The sequence below is a fragment of the Leifsonia sp. Leaf264 genome, from assembly GCF_001422325.1.
In the GTDB taxonomy this organism is placed as follows: domain Bacteria; phylum Actinomycetota; class Actinomycetes; order Actinomycetales; family Microbacteriaceae; genus Orlajensenia.
In genome coordinates, this window is record NZ_LMMR01000004.1 from 451,581 (window position 1) to 472,894 (window position 21,314).

Annotated in this window: 16 protein-coding genes; 9 read left to right on the plus strand and 7 right to left on the minus strand. The window is 64.8% G+C overall.

Annotation, left to right across the window (positions count from 1 at the left end; translation table 11 throughout):
* Positions 1–529: 529 nt before the first annotated feature.
* The 3 genes from ASF30_RS07510 to ASF30_RS07520 all read left to right on the plus strand — a co-directional run bounded on the left by ASF30_RS07510 (position 530) and on the right by ASF30_RS07520 (position 4,675).
* On the plus strand, positions 530–1,039 hold the full coding sequence (locus ASF30_RS07510; RefSeq protein ID WP_157497063.1) for a hypothetical protein: 510 nt from the start codon (positions 530–532) through the stop codon (positions 1,037–1,039).
* A 152-nt stretch (positions 1,040–1,191) separates the two neighbouring features.
* Positions 1,192–1,851 carry a hypothetical protein gene (locus ASF30_RS07515; protein WP_055904068.1) on the plus strand — a complete coding sequence of 220 codons (660 nt, stop codon included), beginning with the start codon at positions 1,192–1,194 and terminating at the stop codon, positions 1,849–1,851.
* Entirely contained in the window at positions 1,844–4,675 is a 2,832-nt protein-coding gene (locus tag ASF30_RS07520; RefSeq protein ID WP_157497065.1) for a hypothetical protein, read from the plus strand. The genes ASF30_RS07515 and ASF30_RS07520 overlap by 8 nt, the downstream gene beginning before the upstream one ends.
* Before the next feature lie 1,148 nt (positions 4,676–5,823).
* Here ASF30_RS07520 and ASF30_RS07525 read toward each other — a convergent pair.
* Entirely contained in the window at positions 5,824–6,234 is a 411-nt protein-coding gene (locus ASF30_RS07525; RefSeq protein WP_055904074.1) for a hypothetical protein, read from the minus strand.
* A 212-nt stretch (positions 6,235–6,446) separates the two neighbouring features.
* Between ASF30_RS07525 and ASF30_RS07530 the strand changes: the two genes are divergently transcribed.
* A complete protein-coding gene (locus tag ASF30_RS07530; protein ID WP_055904077.1) occupies positions 6,447–7,382 on the plus strand; it encodes a hypothetical protein in 936 nt (311 codons plus the stop codon).
* Between the two features lie 176 nt (positions 7,383–7,558).
* On the opposite strand, the gene ASF30_RS23570 is transcribed toward ASF30_RS07530, so the two are convergent.
* The gene (locus tag ASF30_RS23570) at positions 7,559–7,729 is read right to left on the minus strand and encodes a hypothetical protein (RefSeq protein ID WP_442914954.1); all 171 of its coding nucleotides are present in this window, start codon (positions 7,727–7,729) and stop codon (positions 7,559–7,561) included.
* Between the two features lie 1,192 nt (positions 7,730–8,921).
* Between ASF30_RS23570 and ASF30_RS07535 the strand changes: the two genes are divergently transcribed.
* Both ASF30_RS07535 and ASF30_RS07540 read left to right on the plus strand, forming a co-directional pair.
* Positions 8,922–9,308: a hypothetical protein gene (locus ASF30_RS07535; RefSeq protein WP_157497067.1), complete on the plus strand. Its 387-nt coding sequence runs from the start codon at positions 8,922–8,924 to the stop codon at positions 9,306–9,308.
* A 177-nt stretch (positions 9,309–9,485) separates the two neighbouring features.
* Positions 9,486–12,113 carry an ATP-binding protein gene (locus ASF30_RS07540; RefSeq protein ID WP_055904082.1) on the plus strand — a complete coding sequence of 876 codons (2,628 nt, stop codon included), beginning with the start codon at positions 9,486–9,488 and terminating at the stop codon, positions 12,111–12,113.
* 134 nt (positions 12,114–12,247) lie between these two features.
* Here the strand turns inward: ASF30_RS07540 and ASF30_RS07545 are convergent, their stop codons facing one another.
* The 4 genes from ASF30_RS07545 to ASF30_RS07560 all read right to left on the minus strand — a co-directional run bounded on the left by ASF30_RS07545 (position 12,248) and on the right by ASF30_RS07560 (position 14,989).
* Positions 12,248–12,925, minus strand: a complete 678-nt coding sequence (locus ASF30_RS07545) for an NAD(P)-binding domain-containing protein (RefSeq protein ID WP_055904085.1) — start codon at positions 12,923–12,925, stop codon at positions 12,248–12,250.
* Positions 12,922–13,866 carry an NADP-dependent oxidoreductase gene (locus ASF30_RS07550; RefSeq protein WP_055904090.1) on the minus strand — a complete coding sequence of 315 codons (945 nt, stop codon included), beginning with the start codon at positions 13,864–13,866 and terminating at the stop codon, positions 12,922–12,924. Before ASF30_RS07550 ends, ASF30_RS07545 begins: the two co-directional genes overlap by 4 nt.
* An 81-nt stretch (positions 13,867–13,947) precedes the next feature.
* Positions 13,948–14,415, minus strand: coding sequence for a MarR family winged helix-turn-helix transcriptional regulator (locus tag ASF30_RS07555; RefSeq protein WP_055904093.1), 468 nt, complete (start codon positions 14,413–14,415; stop codon positions 13,948–13,950).
* A 181-nt stretch (positions 14,416–14,596) separates the two neighbouring features.
* Positions 14,597–14,989, minus strand: coding sequence for a hypothetical protein (locus ASF30_RS07560; RefSeq protein WP_055904096.1), 393 nt, complete (start codon positions 14,987–14,989; stop codon positions 14,597–14,599).
* A gap of 240 nt (positions 14,990–15,229) precedes the next feature.
* On the opposite strand from ASF30_RS07560, the gene ASF30_RS07565 reads away from it, so the two are divergent.
* Positions 15,230–16,918 (plus strand): SulP family inorganic anion transporter, encoded by a 1,689-nt coding sequence (locus tag ASF30_RS07565; protein WP_235480298.1) that lies wholly within the window; start codon positions 15,230–15,232, stop codon positions 16,916–16,918.
* 97 nt (positions 16,919–17,015) lie between these two features.
* A complete protein-coding gene (locus tag ASF30_RS07570; RefSeq protein ID WP_055904815.1) occupies positions 17,016–18,419 on the plus strand; it encodes an APC family permease in 1,404 nt (467 codons plus the stop codon).
* Between the two features lie 106 nt (positions 18,420–18,525).
* On the opposite strand, the gene ASF30_RS07575 is transcribed toward ASF30_RS07570, so the two are convergent.
* A complete protein-coding gene (locus ASF30_RS07575; RefSeq protein ID WP_082467578.1) occupies positions 18,526–19,701 on the minus strand; it encodes an AI-2E family transporter in 1,176 nt (391 codons plus the stop codon).
* 127 nt (positions 19,702–19,828) lie between these two features.
* Here ASF30_RS07575 and cls point away from each other — a divergent pair, with 127 nt between their 5' ends.
* Positions 19,829–21,313 carry a cardiolipin synthase gene (cls, locus tag ASF30_RS07580; protein ID WP_055904099.1) on the plus strand — a complete coding sequence of 495 codons (1,485 nt, stop codon included), beginning with the start codon at positions 19,829–19,831 and terminating at the stop codon, positions 21,311–21,313.
* The last annotated feature ends 1 nt before the right edge of the window (position 21,314 follow it).

Sequence of the window (21,314 nt, forward strand, 5' to 3'; positions counted from 1 at the left end):
CAGCGGGCACTGCATTCGCACGAGACTGAACCAGCCCTTCCTGACATATAGGTGCGCACGCGCTCCCAAGCGCGCGGCACGCGCAGATGTCGGCGTCTAGAGTCCTGGCGATCCCATCTCAGTCAGGCCAACGCTGATCGAGTTCGGTCGCCGGCGGCACATGCGATGAAAGCTGTTATGACGACGCTGAGCGTCGCAGTGGCGCCGAGCATCGAGCCGGCCAATAGGCTTGGCGCCCCAGGGAATGATCCTCTGTCGGGCAGGTCTCGTTGAGCGTGTCGCTATCCTCTGTGGCCAGCTCCACCACCTAATCGCCATCGATGGGGTCTCATGTCTTCCGCCCATGTCGAGTGTGCCCGGTAGTTAGTGGACCACCTGGGAGGACCTAGAACCCGTGCACGACCGAGGGCAGCGGGGCCGTGGCAGCGTCGACACGCAGGAGTAACCGCGTGCCCCTCCAGGCCGAAGGTCTGATGTCGGTGGCTTCTGGTTTCATCGGCCCACCATCATCGAAAAGTTAGGGATGACCATGACGGATGCCGTGACCAGACTCGGAAGCAGTGCCCTCAACGGGCTCCTCGGCCTCTGGGTGGATGGACGCCGTCGACTGCACGAGGACCAACGTCTGCAGCGGCGCAACGCTGCAGACGACCTCCTCTCTTGGATCCCAGAGATGCGAGAGCTACTGGTGCGCCTCGAGAGCGAGCAGGACCCCGACGTCTGGCGCGCACTCATGGCCAAGACGTATGGGTCGGTGCGCGGCACGACAGACCTCACGCCCCTTGGCTGGAGACACCTTCGCCATTCCTTATTCGACGCCATCGGTAGCGGAGCCGGCGCAGTGGTCTGGATCGACCTCGACCCAGAGGCCGCAGACGGCGAGCTAACCTATGACCATCTGTGGACGATGAACGCCGTCGAGTATCTCGACCACCTTCAGAGCGTGGTTCGGCGGTGGAAGAAGGCCTACCGCCAGAAGGACGCCGCACGAGTGGTCCTGCTCAGCTACAACGATTGGCTGCTGCGTCCGAGCTTCTAGTGATCGGAATGGGATCGGGTGCCACGGCCCGTCCCGCGCCTCTCTTCGAATGGACCCGAGCCGTTCCCTGATCGGGGCAACGCGGTGGATACAGTTCGTCTTGTGATGGTCAGTATCCGGATAGTCGACTTGCGTGGGGAGCGCCCTCATCCATGAGCACGGAGGAGAGATTTTTCACGGAGCGTCGGCAGGGGTTGTACTACGCGCTCGTCGAGCGTAATGCTGAGATCGGTGGACTCTATCGGAGTGCCCTCCGTGAGCTGTCACGAGCAATCGAGGCCGGAGAGCAGCCTTCGCACGTTGGTCTAATCTGCCACTCGATGCGCGAATTCATGGGGGGTCTGCCAGGGATCTTTTCGGCGGAAGTCCGAAAGCGCGACGGCGATGCCGACAAACTTGTGCAGGATCTCCCGACAATGGCCGCCAAATATCCAGATATGGATCTCGAGCTGGATCAAAAGGAGATCCCAGTTCCGCGAGAAATTGCCGGTCAGCTAGGACGCATCATCATCTCTCAACGCGAAATTGCCGGGCGAATCAGGGCGAATCAGCGGTTGCTATTGACCGGTGACGCTGGCCTGCATTCGAGGGACATCTCGACGTGGAATGGGCTTTACCGATTCTTTCAGGGTCACACACATTGGGATCGTGGCACCCGTTCAAAGCCCCTGCCCACCGACGAACGCCTCAACGAAAAGATCGCCCTCGTCGACGATCTGATGGAGCCGCGTGTGAGGCCGTTCCTCGAAGGGCGACCGGCGGTCGATGATCTGCTTAAGCGACTGAACGGGGAGGGTGCGCAAGATGCCTGATCTGTCGACTCCTACCCAGGCAGAAGTGACTGAGGCGATGCGGCTTATTCCGTCACCGCAACTGCGACGAGTGTTCTTCGATGGGCTTAACAACTCGAATTGGGTGCTTCCGCTGTTGAAGGCTGGCCAGTTCGCCAGTCCGCCAGAGCCCGTCACTGATGCCGAGGGATTCATCCGCGAGAAGCCATGGCCCGAAGTGGACTATCTCGTTCGGATGGCTCCACTTGCTCCTGACGCCGTCATCGAAGTATTTCTGACCCTGCAACAGAGCGAGAACTCGTGGATTCGCCGCTCGGCCATTTTTGTAGGAGCCAATCTCCCTGCGGAGAAGGCCGTGCAATTGAAGCCGCTGCTCGAAGCTTGGGAAGATTCAGGCTTCGGCTACCGAACGGATCCCCAAGACCTCGCCACCCTTGCTCGCAACCTCCTGACCGGACCGAAGCCGAAGATCGGTCAGCGGCTCGCACGCGCCATCTTCGGTCCGACCGGAGTAGACGCCCGCGGGCGCGTGCTCACCGTGATCGAGGAGTACTGGTATGAGAAGGAACTTCCCGGAATTGTGAAGGCTCTCGGCGACGGTGCACTTCAACAGACCCTTTGGTGGCTACAAGACTGGGAGCGATCCGCAGGCAATTTGCCTCACGAACGCGACTACAGCTCGGTCTCGCGGCCCTCGATCGAAACGATTACGCGGAACCACGCTGGAATAGAAGACACCCTGATCGATGCCGTGCGGGACGCCGCGGTCACCCATATGCAAAGCGATCCTGTCTCCGCGGTCGGCCTATTGGTTGCGAACGAGTTGTCGCTGGCGAAGCGAGTCCTACTCTTCGCCGCGGCGCGAGCCATCGCATCCGGCATGATCGATCCTGGGGTTGTGATCGACGCGACGATCGACCTGCTGGAAGAGCCGGGCTTCAGTGATCCCCATTTCCGGCTTGAGTTGGCAGAATACTTTCGCGCCGTTGGTGACCGTCAACCTGAACGGTTGAGCGCGGCGACTAGGTACCTTGATCGGGGTCCCTTCGGCGACCGAGCTGCGTTGACCGAGCGGCTTCGCCACGACGACGATACAGACGAAGAAGCTGGCACGAGAGCGTCGGAGTACAGGCGTAGATGGAGGCACCGCTTGCTCGCCGCCGTAGGTGCAGAGCACCTATCTGACGAGCTGAGGTTGGAACTCGGCTCCCTCGAGCAGGAAGACGGCGTCATCGAAAACCCGACGCGCCCAGACTTCCAGCTGACTTCATGGGTCGGCCCCGAGAGCCCCCTCACGCTTGACGCGCTCGAATCGATGAGCCCGGCAGCACTCGTGACCCACCTGGCGACGTGGAACCCCGAACCTGACTCGTGGCACGGACCGAGCCACGGGGGACAGGGACGGATGCTCACAACCCTCCTCACCACGGCTCCACGCGCCCTCGAAGGTGAGACCGACCTCGCTCTGCGGCTGCGACCGACCTATCTCAGTGCCATCCTTCGGGGGTGGGAAGCAGCCATTCAGAGCGACGCGAAGCCTGACTGGCCGCAGCTCGTCGGCCTAGTTCGCGACGTACTCGGGCTCCCAGACGTGTCAGCCTTCGAGCCAGTGGGCGACCGCCTCGACGACGAGCGGGACTACGCGCAAGCGCGGCACGCGGCCGTCGCTCTGATCGAGGAGGCGGTGAAGGGGCGCGAGGAATCAAGCGTTCCACCCGGGACAGTTGATGAACTCGGTCGCGTTCTCCTGGAAGCCGCGAAAGACAGTCGGTTCTGGGACGACTACGTCGCATCTCGGCCCGGCGAAGGCTGGGACCCGCTAAACCTCTCGATCAACGCGGCGTGGCCCATCCAAGCCAAAGCAATCATCAGCTTCGCCGGCTCCACTAAGGACGTCACGCTTCGCACCGAGGCATTGGCCGTGCTCGACGACGAGCTTGCGCGTGATGACCCCTACGATTCACTCGCTGCGGTCATCGGCGAGAGCCTGTCGCGCCTTTACCTCGCCAACGAATTGTGGCTTCGCGCTCGCGTCGATCAACTATTCGGAACCGAGGAGTCGATTTCGCGGTCGCAGCAGATTGCGCTTTCGATTGCTCTCGGGACCCAACACGTGCACTCCATCACGCTCGGCATTATCCGAGGTGCGGTGATCGCGGCGATGAGGCTCAAGGAGCCGATGGTGGTCGGTTGGCACGGGCTCCGACCTACGAATCAGCTGATCGGTGAATGGATCATCACAACCCACATCCGTGGTCAGCTCCCCATTGACGACGCGCTGATGGTCGCCTTCTTCTCCGACGAACCAGCAGATGTGCGAGGAGACGCCATCGGCCACATCGCGTGGGAATTCATGCATGCCGAAGTTGTGGACGAGGAGATCCGCGTTCGGCTCGAGGCGCTTTGGGACTGCCGAGTCGACCACGTTCGCAAACACCCAAGCGATCGCGACGAGCTAAAGGACTTCTACTGGTTCGTCCGCAGCAGGAAGTTCGAGAAAGCGTGGTGGGTACCCCGTCTTCTCGAGGCCGCTACACTCCACCCCAACCTGGTCACCCACGGCATGATCGGCGAGGACCTCGCCGCCGCTGCCGCGGAGTACCCGAAGGAAGTGCTCGACACGGTGATGGCATTGACGAAACTCGTCGACGATTCGCCCGAACCCACCATGTACGACCTCATGCGATACGCAGTTCCTGCGGCCATCGCTTGGGCGCTCGTAAACGAGGATCCCGAGTTGCAGGCCAAGGGGCACCGCTTCATGAACGCACTTGCTGAGCGAAATTACATCAACATCCAGCATGACGTCTATGCCGTGGACACCACTCGCCGGACCGAGGACTAGGCATTTTCGTCTCCGCGAGTCGAGTGGAGTTGCATCCCCTCATCGAGGGGATCGGCACCTTCTCGTTCCAACGCGATGAAGTACCGTGCCGAGTTCGTGCGCGGCATGGAAGCATTGTCGTTGCCTGCTTTTGGTCGTGTTCAAGATGGCGGGGTGCGCGCCGCGTCGGGCCTAGCTCTGCTGGACGAGCGCCACTGCTCGTCCTCGAACTGCCCTCGCAGGGTTTCCTTCTCATCGTCGGAGAGGCGGGGAGGTCGGATATATCCGATATCGGGCACCGGGATGCTGACAGCCGGTGGCGTTTGCTCGGGCTCGGCGGGGACCTCTGTTGACGCGCAGCGCGTCAAAGCAGCGCAGGGAATCACGGAAATGCGCGCGCAAACATCGGTACGGACATTTGGTTGACATTCCCCAATGCGCCATGCCGCACGACGTCACCCGGCAGATCGAAATCTACTGAGTCCCATCCGCATTGACCCCTGCCTCGTTCTCGTGACGCGCTAACGAGATTGAAGCGCCACGCCTCTTGCAGATCGAGGATGTCCCAGTTTCGCCGGTGACGAAACGGGGTGACCCGGCGCACCTTCAGAGCATGAGCATCCGGCAGAAAACGGTAGTCCGGCCTATCGCGGCGACGGAGTGCGCGCGGTGCGGCGCCGCACTGCCGCCAGCTGCGCGCACAGGTAGGCCGCGGGCCTATTGCCGAGCTGCATGTCGCAAGGCCGCATATGAGGATCGACGGGCTCGGAAGCCGGAGGCGTTTCAGGTCCGAGTCGTTGAGCGCAGGGTCGTAAGACAATCGAAACAATCAAGACCGTCGACGAGGGCCACGACATTATCGAGTGCGTCCGACGCGTCAGCGGATCGCCCCGTGCGGTTACCAATGTGCTGTTCGCTGTGAAACGGCTGGTCCTGGCGAGGACCCTGCAGCTGGACGGCAGGTGGGCGCCCACTGCGCGCGCGATCGCTGAACTAAACCGTGCGGTGCAGGACAATGACGAACGCGAAAGAAGGCAATGGCGACGTTGAGAAGTGTTGCCGGGCAGTAGGACCGTCGGAGAACGAAGTCTAGGCGGATTTACCAAGGCCGTAGCGGCATTGGGTTACTGCCGGGGACGGTTCGCGGTGCTCGCCGGGATCAGGCGCCATCACGTCTCGTCGTTGGCGCCATTCTCGATCATCAGCGCTAGGAGCCCGACCCACTCAGAGTTGGATGCGTCCTTCGCGGGAAAAGCAGCGAGCGACTCTTGGACGAGGGTCGCCGGAGCAACCATTCGGGGGAGCGGTTCAAGGGCGTTGTCAGAACACCGTGCCTCGTACGCAGCGCGCCATCTGTGAAAGTCAGCGCAGTCTGCACAGTTGTTTGCGTGATCCGCGATGTGCTTCCGCACTGGGGGGATCGGGAACGTCTCGTCGATGGCGTAGTAAGTGCCGCCTCTCACCGCTCTCGAACTTTCTAATTTGTAGGTCATCAGGTCGAGCGGCGATGCCACGGTGAGCGCATGAGCGACGTCCCGTGCAAGGTTTGCTGCGTCTGAATTGATCTGGAGCTTTGGCATATGCGAATCGTACCTATGACCTCGCGGCCAACTCAGGATTCGGCGCCTAAGGACGAAGGGAGTGGCATCCGATCTGAAGATTTAGGCGCTGTTCGAGGACCCTTGGCCCGGACATGCCCAACAACTCCACCTCGCTAGAAAGAAGAGGTCCCGCATGTAGCACGCGCGCGAAGGCTTTCAGTGGTTTGATGACAAGTCGATATCTTCAATGCATGAGCACTCCGGATCTCGTCTGGCATTACACGAAGCATGATGTCGTCGAGAAGATCATCACGAATCACGAGCTGTGGGCGGCTGACGTCGCAGGGCTAAACGACGCGACAGAACTGAAGCTCGGCAACAAACGAGTCCGGCAAGCCTTTAAAGGGATGAAACAGGGGTGGGACTACTACGACTCGGCGTTTCCCGAGATCGATTTCGAGGAGTTGAAGGAGTCGCTCGAAGGCGCGGGCGGAGATCTCTATCATGGCAGTGCGTTCGTCACTTGCTTTAGCCCGGTGTCTGACGATACCGAGCAGTGGCAGAAGTACGCGCTCGCCGACGGCTTTGCGGTCGGTATTCCGAGAGGCGTGTACCTTCCTGTCGTCGGCATTCAGTCTGGTGCGATTTCGCGGGGGCCGTACATCGAGGAGTTTCCGTTCCGGTGGCTCGACCTGATCTACGACAAGAAGACGCAACTCGAAATAGCAACCCGTGCGATCTGGGAGATCAGAGACGGCGAGGACGAAGGGGCGTACATCGACGCTCGTCATGACGTGGGCGACAACTTCGGCGCGATCTTCCGCGACCGCGGCAGCAGCGGCTACGTCGACGCTGTCGCGTCCATCAAGAACAAGCACTTCTTCCGTGAGCGCGAGGTGCGGTACGCCGTAGCGCGCCCGGAGAACTCAGCGGCGATTCACCCCAACCCGGTCGGTACGCACGCGCATCTCCGGATCACAGGCGCCAAGACCGACCCGTTCTCGACCGACTGGGAACAGCACGATCCGGAGTACTACCAGGAGACGCCGAGCAACCTGCCGATCGTCTCGATCCGGGTTGGCCCCCGGAACAATTTCGCCACCGAGAAGGCGCGCCTCCGACCGCTACTCGACGCCAACGGCTACAGCGCCGTCAACATCCTGAAGTCGAAGAGCCCGCTTCGGTAGTCATGCATCAGCCGACGCCTCGCGGGCCAGCCGTTCGAAGCTTCCAGAAGAGTGCGGACGCGGGAGCGGGATACACGTCCGGTGGTCCCTCAGGCGCGGCCAGCGACTTCGAGTGCGCCGACGGCGTGAGCGGAGAGGCGGTAGACCTCGATGTCATCGTCGATCTGCGGCACCAACTATTCGAGCTTCACCCAGCTGCAGCAGAGTTCGCGGGCTGTTCCGCTGGGAATTTCCGGTCGTCTTCGTCGTAGCCGGCCGCGCAGAGCTGGTAAAGAGCTTCGCCAACTTCGACGTGTGCGTCCGGTACGAGGACTGTGGCTCGGTTGCCTGAAGATAATCGACAACATCGCGATGACGAACGGAGCGGACCGTCCGTTTAGTAGATCGAGAGTCGGATTGTTGAATGCGGCAACTGACCGCTGGTAGGCACTCGGCGTGCGTGTTCGACATCGGAGGAACCACAGTCGGGGACCTCCGACATCGGTCACCAGACCGCCATCCGAGTCGCTCGCGGCGGACAGCAGGCCCCACCTGTACGGTTGGCGGGGGCCCTTGGGTCAGGACGCGCGCTGAAGCGCGTGTAATGGGCGCGCCGACCGCATCGCGCTCGATGGAGAGGAGGATCTGGGCGATCCTTCCGGCGCTTGCGTGGCGCGCCCCCCGGAAAGAGTTCGACCCTGGTCGCTGAAGTCCGATGACTCGGTGCCCGCTCCGGGATCCGCCAACGATCAGTTGCCGCCGTCGTGGTGCTTCCGTTCCGGTCGTGCAGGCATTGGGTAGCAGTGGCGATGCGTTCGCCGATCACGGCTCTGTCCCGGACCGTTTGAGGTCGACAGCCTCCCGCTGTACGGCGGGCGGATACCATCCCGCGACGCATCACGTGAGCACGGACCCGGTCGAGAAGTCGCCGGCTCTCCCATCATTTACCCATCACATTGACTCGTGAGCGACGCCAATCGACCGGGTAGGATCGGAGTCAGCGAACCGCTCGGTTCCCTGTAAACACAAGGGAATCCGCGGGTTTTCGGAGATTTTCGGAGGCGACCGGCTAACGCTCAGATCCTCCAAGGGGTCGCAGGTTCAAATCCTGTCAGCCCGACACAGTACACAGTGGGCAGTTCTGGAAATCTTCCAAGAATCCCAAGAAAGAGGACCGCTTCCGAAATCTCGGAAGCGGTCCTTCTTCGTTGCTCCGGTGATGATTGCCGCCAAACGGAGTGTGTCGCGGTCTGCTGCTCTGCCAGTTCCAGTCTGTCTGTCGGACGTGCGGTCCGATACGGCTCAGCGTTGGGCCGGCGGCTCGTGGCGGACCTCGCCGATCTCGAAGCTTCGCGTATGCGCGAGTCGATAGCGGTGGGCGGTGTCGTGGCTGCGAAGTGACTCCTGTCCTGCTTCTGGCAGACTGACCGACGAGCAGATCAAGGTGACTTCGGTCGGACAGGAGCGCGTGCAGTGACGCCCACCCACGTTCGCTCATTCAACTGGAGTTCACATGCGGAACTCACCGATTCGTCCCGCCCGATTCCGGATCAGATCAGGGTGAATCTCGACGCCCTCGACGGCGAACGAACGTGGAGCTACGCACTCTGGCCGCTTCCGAACGGACAGCGGATGAAGGACCTCGAGCCGTTCGTGACGGGGGACCAGTTCCTCCAGTCAGCCGGGACCGCCGGGGCGATGTCGATCGAACTTCGCGAGATCGATGGCGACGGTCACGCCCGTCAGTTCGCTATCGGACGACCCGACACCTATTACGGAGCAGGCCATGTCGAGGCTGTCGTCTGGTCGGCAGGCGTGCACGCTCTTCATCTATTCCCCGGCGAAGTCTTCGGCGCCGATGAGGCTGCAGCCATCTATTTCAGCTACTACTCCAGCGGAACGGTGCCGGCTGCCTATCGACGCCGTGAACTCGACCAGAATTCCTGACCATGGCCGTCGTGGAGTTTGGCGATGCCGGAATCACTGGATCGACTGAGTCGCTGTCTGCAGCTGCATCCGGTATCTAGGCGCAGGCAGGCGACATGTGGGTACCCGAGGATCGGGGGCCCACCAATTCCTGCGAAACCGTGGCGCGATAACCGCTGATCGCGCCATGATATGCACATGACAGGGCCCGTCAGGCCCGCGATCCGCACACCCGATCAGCGGATCCGGGTGTTCGTGAGCTCGACGCTTCGGGAGCTCGCGGATGAGCGGCGCGCGGTGCGCGCGGCGATCGAGCGACTCCGCCTCGCGCCGGTGATGTTCGAACTGGGTGCGCGTCCTCATCCGCCGAGGGCTCTGTACCGCGCCTACCTGGCACAGTCCGACGTCTTCGTCGGCATCTACGGCGACAGCTACGGCTGGGTCGCTCCCGATGAAGACGTGTCCGGCCTCGAGGACGAGTACAACCTCGCCGCGGCGTCGATGCCGAAGCTGATCTACATCAAGGCGTCGACGCAACGCGATGCGCGCCTCGACGGCTTGATCGACCGCATCCGCTCCGACGACACCGCTGCCTACCTCCCGTTCGAGAACGCCGCCGACCTCGAAGAGCAGGTCGCCGGCGACCTCGCGGCGCTGCTGGCTGAGAGGTTCGACGAGTCGCGGGTCGCCGGTGACAGCGAGCTGTCGGCGGCGACGCCATCCGCGATCGAGAGGATCCCCGTCGCCTACACCGCGACGATCGGCCGCGAGGGTGATCTCGAGCGCCTGCGCGATCTGCTGCGCCACGGAGAGAGCAGGGTCGTCAGCATGATCGGGCCGGGCGGGATCGGCAAGAGCAGGCTGGCGATCGAGACGGCACGCGCCGCCGAGGACCTCTTCCCCGACGGCATCTACTTCGCGCTGCTCGAGGGCGTGCTCGAGCCGGGGCTGCTCGTTCCCACCATCGCCTACACCCTCGGCATCCGCGACAACGGCGAGGCCGCCCTCGAGGAGCGCATCGCTCACGCACTCGCGGGGCGACGGGTGCTTATCGTGCTCGACAACTTCGAACAGATCGTGGATGCCGCCCCCGTGCTGGTGCGCCTCTATGCGGCGGCACCGCTCGCCACGTTCCTGGTGACGAGCCGCATCGTGCTGCGCATCCGTGGCGAGCAGGTGTATGAGGTGGGCCCGCTGCCCACGCCGGACGGCGTCGGCGCCGCCACCCTCGACCGCACGCTGCGCTCCTCGGCCTGCGTGCTCTTCGTCGACAGGGCGGCTGCGGTGAAGCCCGGCTTCGCCATCACGGAGGAGAACGCATCCGACATCGCCGACATCTGTCGGCGTCTCGAGGGGCTGCCGCTGGCCATCGAACTCGCCGCGGCGAAGGTCAGGCTGCTGACGCCACGCGGCATCGCCGAGCGCCTCGAGCAAAGCCTGCCGTTGCTCACGGCATCGGTGCGCGACATGCCCGAACGGCACAGCACCATGCGGGCGACCATCGACTGGAGCGTGAGCCTGCTGCCGGATGCCGACCGCGAGCTGTTGGAGGATCTCGGTGTCTTCGCGACCCGGTTCACCCTGGAGGCCGTCGAGGCGCTGGGAGCCGGCCGGTCGTGGGACGGGATGGCGCTCGACAGTCTCGCGGCGCTCATCGACGCGTCGCTCGTGAAGCAGACCGAGATCGATGGCCGGGTGGTCTTCTCGCTGCTCGCCCTCGTGCGCGAATACGCCCTGGGCCGCCTGAAGATCGCCGGCGACGCGGGCGTCATCCGCGCAGCGCACGCTGACTACTACAGCGACTTCGTCGCCCGGACCGCTCCGAAACTCCGCGGACGCGAGCAGGCCGATGCCGTCGCCCAGCTGGGCCTCGAGCTGCCGAACCTGCGTGCGGCGGTTCGCCACCTGATCTACACCGACCGCCTCGACGACGCTGGCGCCTTCGCGTGGAACCTGCTCATCTACTGGTGGATCGCCGGATTCTTCGCCGAGGTGCGGGTCTGGATGCTGGAGTTGCTGGGCAAGGAGCTGCCGATCACGCAGCACACCAGGGCCGTCGCCTGGTTCCTCGCCCTGTGGGGGGAGATGTGGCAGAGGCCGTCGGAGGGCGTGGTGGCCGGTCTCGCCGAGTGCGTGCGACTCTTCACCGAGAGCGGAGACGAGGATGCCGCAGCGATGGCGCTCGCCGCGCGCGCGACCGCGCGCCTCCAACTGCCGACGCCCGACGTGAAGACCGCGGGTCGTGAGCTCACCGACGCGGCCGCGCGTCAACACGCTGTCGGAAACACGTGGGCCGAGGCGATCACCGAGGTCTCGCGGGGTCGCCTGGCATGGTTGCTCGGCTCGCCGGAGGATGCGCTGACGCGCTTCAACCGAGCCGCCGAGATCGCCGAGGCGAGCGGCGACTTGTTCACGCTCTCGGTGGCCGGCAACCACCAGGCGCGGCTGCTGCTGCTTCGAGGTGATGTGGATGCCGCGGAGGACGCGTGCGTGCGAACACTGCTGGTCTCGATCCGCCTGCACCACGAGGAGGGCATCGCCTACGGACTCGAGGGACTCTGCGCTGTCGCGGCCGAACGCGGCGACGGCGAACGCGCCGGTGCGCTCTCGGCCGCGGCCGCTGTCATCCGTCACCGCATCGGCGTCTTCGATGCCGAGGCGTTCCGGGTGCACACCCCGCAGCTGGATGCGGCTCGCGAGGCCGACCCGGCGGCTGTCGCGGCCGGCGAGCGCCAGGGTGCCGACCTCACGGTCAGCGAGGCCATCGCTCTCGCCCTTCCCGAGTCCGCCATGGACGCACTCCGGCGGTCGCTCGCAGACTGGTGAGACGGATCCGATGCCGGCGGCATCCATCTGACACTGCAGACGACGGGGTCCGACGCGCGTGACAGGGCGTGACACGAGCGGGCCGCGCCGGAAGAAGAGCCGTGGGCGGACGCTCAGGCTCCCCTCGACGGCTGTCAGACGAGCACAGCCTCCGGGCCGCTGTACTCGAGCATCTCCTCGGCGTCGAGCCGGGATCGCCCGTGCCGGCCATGGATGGCGTTGTACTTGCCGCCGATCTCCAGCTGACGCGACATGCCGATATCGCCGACCAACCAGGGGTTCCATCCGGTTCGGGTGAAGTACGGCCTGACGATCTCGGCGCTGCGCGCGCTGTCTGCTGCGAACGGCAGCACGGCGGACTGCTCGCCGCCTTCTTCGATGAAGGCCGTTGCCAGGTTCGAGAAGGCCTTGACGTGACCGACGCCGTGAGGGAGGAGAGTCGCGACGAACTCGCCCGCCGATCCCTCCGCCGGATGCGCCGGGATGATTCCCTGGGGAGTGACGTCCAGCGGGTTCGACACGTCGAGCAGCACCCTGCCAACGAGATGGTCGCCGAGACCGGCGATGACGGAACGCTGTGGAGCGTTCCAGAGCGTGGTGAGGGCGACGATCTCCTGGCCGTCCACGGCCTCGATGAGCGAGTCCGCGATCGTCACTTCGGCGTCGCGCGCGACAGCTCGCACGTGGGCGGCGGCAGCCTGAGCCTTCGCGGGGCGGTGATGGTACAGGCGAACGCTCACGCCACTGCGCGCGAAGAGGCGCGCGACAGCCGTTCCGTGGCGCCCCGGACCGATGAGTGCGATCGAGGTCATGTCAGGCTCCCCTCTGCGGGGAGATGGGGATTGTCCGACAGGTCGAGTACGAGCTTTCCACGGGAGTGCCCGCTGTCGAGGCGTCGGTGAGCCTCGACGATGTTGGTGAAGGGCACCGACTCGACCGGGAGCACGAGAGTGCCGTCGGCGACGGCATCGAGGAGTTCCTGGAGTTGTGCCGCGCTACGACGTACCTGGACGAGGCGGATGCCGTGAGACGTCATCGTCTCGGGTACCAGTGTGATGGACTGGCCGCCCGCTCGGAGCACCGCGCTTGCGATGTCGCCGGCTTCCCGCGATCCCGCCAGATCGACGGATGCGGCGATCGGTGAGCCAGCGGCAGCCTCGGCGATCCGATCCGCCACCCCGGCGCCGTACACGACCGCACTGGCCCCGATCGAGCGAAGGTGCTCCTGGTTGGCGGCACTCGCGGTACCGATGACCCTGAAGCCGCGGGCAACCGCTAGTTGGGTGAGGACAGTGCCGACGCCGCCGGCGGCCCCGTGGACGACGATCACGTCTCCCTTGACGAGCCGAACGGAGGCCAGGGCGGTGATGGCGCTCTGGCCGACGCCACTGAGTCCGCCGGCCAGCGCCCAACCGAGGCCCGCTGGCTTGTGCGCGAGCCTGTCGGCATCCGTCGTCACCAGATCAGCATCGGCACCACTCACGCCCCAGCCGATGACTTCATGGCCGACCGCGTGGCGGGCGTCACGCGACTCGACGACGATCCCGGCGAATTCGGTGCCGAGAGTCATCGGCACGGTGCCGCCGAAACTGCCGCTGCGGCGGCGCGCATCCACGGGGTTCAGCCCGCCGGTGCGCACGGCGACGCGGATCTCGCCCTGCCGCAAGGAGGCGACAGGATGTTCTTCGATGGCGATCGCCTCGGGTGGGCCGAACCGCCGGGCGACGGCGATGCGGTGGCGCTGCATGGTCATGGGACTACCTCTCCGGGCGGGGACGACCCGCTCCGGTTATCTGTAACTACAGATAACGGAAGGATATTCCCGAGAGGCCCCTCAGCCCTGAGGTGGCGCCGAGGTGACCCCTTCGTTCCCGGCGAGGCGGCGAGCGAAAGCCAGGAGCGGCTCCACGTCCGCGTCGGCGATCAACGGTTCGAATTCGGTGCTGAGTGATGCGAGATGTGCTGATCTGGCGCGCGCGATGAGGTCGGCGCCGGCTGCCGTGAGAGAGACGTCGATGACCCGTGCGTCTGCCCGACGCGGCGTGCGTTCGACGTGACCCTGCTCAGCGAGGCGGCCGATGAGATGCGAGGCCGAGCCCGAGCTGTAGAGCAGTCCCGTTGCAAGGGCACTCGTGCTGAGAGTGGTTCCCGGGCTCTCCGACAAGAGCAGCAGGGCCTCGAACTGCGGCACCGTGAGCCCGAACTCGGTCTTGAGTTCAGCGGTCAGACGCAGCATCATCGCTCGTTGACCGTAGAGCAGGCCGCGCCAGATCTCCTGGCGTGGAGTGAACCTGTTCGACAAAACCGCTACCTCCTGGGCCACGCGACGGGGCTGTCCCGAGCGTACAGTCCCCGTGGAGGGGCCGCGGCGATCAACTCGGTCGAGTGCGAGTGCGAGTGCGAGTGCCAGTGCGAGTGCGAGTGCGAGCGCGAGCGCGAGTGCCGCTGCCCGGCAGTTGCGTGCCGCGGCCAGTCACAGCTGGTCAGTTCCTCGCGCGGCCGCCGTTCGCTGCGCTGATGATCCGCGCCACGGCCCAGCCGAGCGCAGACACCAGGGGCACGCTCACGATGATCATGGCCACGGCGTTCGGGCGGAACTTCAGCCCGTCCGGACCACGCACGTATGCGCCGACCGGCAGGATGTAGCCGCCACCCCCACCGCCGCTTCCTTCCCCTTGGCCGTCCGGTCCGGCGTCCTTCTCCGGCCACCGTCCCGAGCCTCCGCCCCCGCCGAAGCCGAACATGACCAAGGCCGCCGGCACGATCTCCTGGCCGCCGACGGTGATGCTCTCGCCGAACGCCATCCTCGTGCCCCAGTGCGGCACTGACGCCGTCAAGCTCTCGATCGGGTTCTCTGATGTGCTGTTCTCTGGCATTCGACTTCCATTCATTGGCGTCGCCGACAGCGACTCGATGATGTGGTCACGTCCTCGTGGGGCCAGACGCTGACACCAACGATAGAACGCTGTCGTGTCGTCCGACAGGGCGACGACCGTGGATTCGACCCTTGTCGGTCGTGGGCGGCAGTCACTACCATCGGGACACCCGGTCGGAGCCGCCTCGGGTTCATCCGCCCAGCGCTGCTCCGTCGGCGCACCGCACGAGTCGAGGTCTGCATGACCGTCATGTCGAAGCTGGTTCCCGAGTGGATGCGCAGCTACAAGCCCGCGTGGCTCACGGGCGACCTGATCGCCGGCGTCACCCTCGCGGCCGTCGCCATCCCCGAGACCATGGGCTACACCTCGATAGCGCAGACGCCCGTCATCACGGGGCTCTACACGATCCTGTTCCCGACCGTGGTGTTCGCGCTGCTCGGTTCCTCGCGCCTGCTCGTGGTCGGCGCCGACTCGGCGACGGCGGCGATCATGGCGGCCGGCCTCGCCAGCCTCGGGATCGCCGGACTCACGCCGAATTCGGCGGAGTGGGTCGCGTGGTCCAGCCTTGTCGCGCTGATCTGCGGCGGTCTGCTCATCCTCGCGAGACTGTTCAGGCTCGGCTTCCTGGGTGACTTCCTCAGCGCATCGGTGCTCATCGGTTTCCTCACCGGTGTCGGCATCCAGGTGCTGACAGGGCAGCTTCCGGAGATGCTCGGCATCCCGAAGGGCTCAGGGAACTGGTTCGAGCAGCAGTGGCACACCATCACGCACGTGCCGGCGGCGAACGGGTGGACCGTCGCCTTCGCCGTCGGAACACTGGCCATCATCGTCGGGTCGCGGATGATCAGCCGCGCTGTGCCCGGCGCCGTCATCGCGGTGATCCTGTCGATCATCCTGTCGAACGCACTGGACGCGAAAGCCGTGGGGGTAGCCGTGATCGGCCCGGTCGACGGCGGGTTCCCAGCGATCGGCCTGCCGCAGGGGATCAACCTCGGTGACGTGCCGACGGTGCTCGGGATAGCGCTGTCGTGCTTCTTCCTCATCATCGCCCAGAGTGCGGCCACGTCGCGGAGCTTCGCGATGAAGCACGACCAGCGCGTCGACATCAACCGCGACATCGTGGGGCTGAGCGGAGCGAACATCGCTGCCGGCCTCACCGGAACCTTCGTGGTGAACGGTAGCCCGACCAAGACCGAGATCCTCGATGAGCAGCGCGGGCGCACCCAACTCGCCAACATCACGATGGCCGTCGTCGTGCTCATCGTCGTGCTGTTCCTCACCCCGTACCTCACCAACATGCCGACGGCGGTGCTCGCGGCGATAGTCTTCATGATCGGCTTGGGCCTGTTGGACTTCACCGGGCTCGCCCGCATCCGTGCCGCGCGTGCGAGCGAGTTCCTCATCGCCTGTCTCACCGCCATCACCGTGTTCGGATGGGGTGTCGAGCAGGGCATCGTCCTGGCTGTCGTGCTCTCGATCCTGGAGCTCGTGCGCCGGGCGTACTCGCCGAAGGACTTCCTCGTGGGCGAGAACGAGGACGGCACACCGAAATTCACCCCGGCGACCCCGGGGAGCGAGAGCCTGCCGGGGCTCCTGGTCTTCAGGTTCGATGCTCGGCTCTTCTACGCCAATGCCAGTCTCTTCGTCGACGACATCCTGGAGCTGGCGAAGACGGCGCCGACGCCGGTGCGCTGGCTGGTGCTGGACTGCTCGTCCATCGGCGACATCGACTACTCCGCGAGCCTCAACCTCGCCGGTCTGATCAAGACGCTCCACGCGGAGAACCGGATCTTCGCCCTGGCGGCGGTCGATCCGACCCTGATGGCGGACCTCCAGCGATACGGCACGCTCGATGATTTCGACAATGCGCACATCTACGCCACCGTCGGCGAAGCCATCGAAGGGTTCCGCGCCGACATCCCGAGATGAGGCCTCCCTGAGCGGTCGCGACTGGCGCAATGTCGCTCCAGGGGTTGAGGTGGAGGGACGGATGTGGTCGGCTGGGGTCCGGGGAAAGGGGTACATGATGAGTGAGCCGTCCTGGACGCAAGTCGTCAAGACCGTCGAACCGGAGCAGCCGGAGCTGAAACGGGTCCTCGGCCCGGGGCTCCTGCTGCTGTTCATCGTGGGGGACATCCTCGGCACCGGCATCTACGCGCTCACTGGTCAGGTCGCGGCCGAGGTAGGAGGGGCGGCGTGGTTGCCCTTCCTGCTCGCCTTCGCCGTGGCGACGGTGACGGCGTTCTCCTACCTGGAACTGGTGACCAAGTATCCGCAGGCCGCCGGGGCGGCGTTGTACACGCACAAGGCCTTCGGCATCCACTTCTTCACCTTCATCGTGTGCTTCATCGTGATGACCTCGGGCATCACCTCGGCGTCGACGGCCTCGCGCGCGTTCGCAGCGAACCTGCTCGTCGCCTTCCACATCCCGGATGAGACCGTGACGACGATGCTCATCGCGCTTGCATTCATCGTCCTGATCATGCTGGTCAACCTTCGCGGAGTGGCCGAGAGCGTATGGCTCAACGTGGTCCTCACCCTCGTCGAGCTCTCGGGTCTGCTGCTCGTCATCTTCATCGGCATGTGGGCCATCTCCGGAGGCGCTGCAGACTGGTCGCAGGTCGTGGCCTTCGAGACGCCGGAGGACAAGAGCGTGCTCCTCGCCGTCAGCACGGCCACGTCGTTGGCGTTCTTCGCGATGGTCGGATTCGAGGACTCGGTCAACATGGCGGAGGAGACCAAGGAGCCCAGCCGCATCTTCCCGAAGATGATGCTGAGCGGACTCGCCATCGCTGCTGTGATCTACGTGCTGGTGTCGATCACCGTCGTCGCCCTCGTGCCCATCGGAGAGCTCGTCGGCAGCGAGACGCCGCTCGTCACAGCGGTCGAGGCCGCGGCGCCCGGCTTCCCCATCAACGACCTGCTGCCTTTCATCTCCATGTTCGCCGTCGCCAACACCGCTCTCATCAACATGATGATGGCGAGCCGCCTGCTCTACGGCATGAGCAGACAGAACGTGCTGCCGCCCTTCCTCGCGAAGGTCGCGCCGAAACGCCGCACGCCCTGGGCGGCGATCCTGTTCACGACGGTGCTCGCAGTCGGCCTCATCGCCTACGTGTCCCTCGACGCCGAGGGTTCGACGGTCGCCTTGCTGGGTGGCACGACATCGCTGCTCCTGCTCACGGTGTTCGCCGTCGTCAATGTCGCCGTGCTGGTACTGCGGCGCCAGCCCGTCGATCACAAGCACTTCCGCACCCCGACGACTCTGCCTGTCATCGGGGTTATCACGTGCCTGTTCCTGGTGTTCCCGTGGACCTCCGGCCGACCGGCCGGGCAGTACGGGATCGCGCTCGTGCTGTTGGCGATCGGCATCGTGCTGTGGATCGCCGAGCGCGTGTACACGGCTTCGCGGCGTCGACGCGTGTCCTGACCCGCGACAGGCGCTGGTCAGGAACTCCCGGCTCGACACTGGAGCCTGCGCGATCGAACGCGGGCGATCGACGCCGCTGAGCTGGAGGAGCGGCGCCGGCTCGGTGCTACGACGTCGCCTCTGGCGGATCCTGCACCGGACCGTCCTCGGAATCCGGTGCGGGGTGCGCCGCGTGCTTCTTCGTCGTTCCGGCCTGCTCGTGCCGACGTGCCTTCGATGCCGCGTCCTCGGCTTTGAGGATGCTGCGGGTCTCAGCCGTCGGGCCGATGATCGGTCGCCAGGAATGGGCATCCGGGTTCGCGTCGATGAGCACTGTCTTCGCGAAGAGGGTGAGCGGGATCGCGAGGATCGCCCCGATGGGGCCGATGACCACGGCCCAGAACAGCACGGAGAAGAACGTCACGGTCTGGCTCAGCGACACGGCCTGTCCGACGACGCGCGGCTGGATGATCGACTGCACGACGGCATTGATGACGCCGTAGATCACCACGACGGCTATCGCCGTCGGCCAGCCGCCGACGAGGAACCCGAACACGAGGGGAGGCACCAACGCGAAGAAGTAGCCGATGTTGGGGATGAAGCTGCAGAGGAAGGCGAGCAGACCCCAGAGGAGCGCAGCCGGAACCCCGAGCAGAGCCAATGCGATCGCGTTCAATGTGCCCTGCACGACTCCGAGCACCGTCGTGACGACCATGTACCGCCGCACGTCCACTGCATATCGGCCCAGGGCGCTCACGAGATACGGCCGGCGCGGCTGCAGTTGGGAGAGGATCGTGTGCACGTAGACCGCGTCCGCCGCCATCAGGATCATCATGGTGAGCACGATGACGAGTGCGCCGGTGATGCTGAAAACGCTCCCGAGCACGCCCGAGACCGCGCTGGCGATGCTGGCAGGGTCGATGCCCTTGACGACGCCCTGGATCTGGCTCTCATCGACTCCGAGCTTCGTCAGACCCGTCGCGATGGACTCGCCGATCTGCTTGAACTCGTTCGCGTAGTCGGGAAGCATCGCGGCGAACTGGGCGAACGCGATGATGATCGTGTAGGTGAACCCGGCGAGCAGGCCGAAGACCACCAAGATGACCGAACCGGTCGCGATACCGCGGGGTACTCCACGTTTCTCGAGCCCGGTGCGAACCGGGCTGGCGCAGATCGTGAGGATCAGGGTCAGGAGAGTCGGTGCCAGGATTCCCTTGAGCCCACTGATTCCGATCGAGACCACCACTGCAGCAGCGAGCCCGACGAGGATCACCGTGCCCCGGGGATAGCGCGTATCAGTCATGGGAACACGTTAGAGGGGGTACGCGCGACCGTCGTCATTCTTTTGGGATGATGCCGTGGCCCGTCAGCGCCGGTAGTGTCGCCGAAACGGCGCACCACCCCCGAGCGCCATCACCGGAGGGAAGCTGATGGACCCCGTCCTGGGCACCAACCTCGTGTGGATCATCGCGCTCCTCGTGCACGCAGCCGTCTGCATCACCGCGCTGATCATCATCCCGAGACGCCGGAAACCCACTGCTGCCATGGCGTGGCTCCTCGCCATCATCTTCCTGCCGTACATCGGCGTCATCCTGTACCTGGTGATCGGATCGGCCAAGCTGCCGAAACGCCGTCGCGAGGAGCAGACCCGCATCACCGGCCTCATCGCCGAACGTGCGGTCGGGCTCGATCTGGCTCCGAACCGGGCTGCCTGGCCGCAGTGGTTCGCCAACCTCACCACGCAGAACGAGGTACTCGGCGGCATCCCCGTGGTGGGCGGCAACACGGCGACCCTGATCGGGGACTACACCGGATCGGTCGATGCGATGGCGCGGGAGATCGACACCGCCGAGCGATTCGTGCACGTCGAGTTCTTCATCGTCTCCCTCGACGAGACGACCCGCGGCTTCTTCACCGCCATGGAGAACGCCGTGAAACGCGGCGTCACGGTTCGCCTGCTCGCCGACCACATCTCCTCGAAGAAGGTGGCGAAGAGCGCCGAGACCTTCGCCGAGCTCGATCGCATCGGGGTCGAGTGGAGCTGGATGCTGCCGGTCATGCCCTTCCAGGGCAAGTACCAGCGGCCGGACCTGCGCAATCACCGCAAGCTCGTCGTGGTCGACGGCCGCGTCGGATTCATGGGCTCGCAGAACCTGATCGACCGCAGCTACAACTCGCCGAAGAACATCAAGCGCGGATTGCAGTGGCAGGAACTGGTCACCCGGGTCGAGGGGCCGGTCGTCACGGCCATCAACGCGGTCTTCCTCTCCGACTGGTTGAGCGAGACGGGAGTGCTGCTCCCGGTCGACGACGAGAACGCCCACGTGCCGGCCTTCCGGGTCGTGCTCGATACATCTCCCGGCGCCCTCGAGTGCCAGGTGGTTCCGAGCGGGCCCGGTTACGAGACCGAGAACAACCTCCGCCTCTTCCTCAGCCTGTTGTACGCGGCGGAGAAGCGAGCGATCATCACGAGCCCGTACTTCGTTCCCGATGAGGCGATGATGTACGCCATCACCTCGGCATGCCAGCGCGGGCTCGACGTGCAGCTCTTCGTGTCGGAGATCGGCGACCAGGGCCCCGTCTTCCACGCCCAGCGCTCGTACTACCGCGACCTGCTCGACGTTGGCGTGCGGATCTTCCGGTATCCGGCGCCGTACATCCTGCATGCGAAGCATCTCTCGATCGATGACGACCTCGCCGTGATCGGCTCGAGCAACCTGGACATCAGGTCGTTCAGTCTGAATTTCGAGATCTCGCTGCTCGTCCGGGGAACCGAGTTCGTCGACAGGATGCGCGAGGTCGAGGACGGCTACCGGAGCATCAGCAGCGAGTTGACCCTGGAGGAGTGGCTGCGCGAGCCGCTGTCATCGACGGCGCTCGACGGCGTCGCCAGGCTCACCTCGGCCTTGGAGTGAG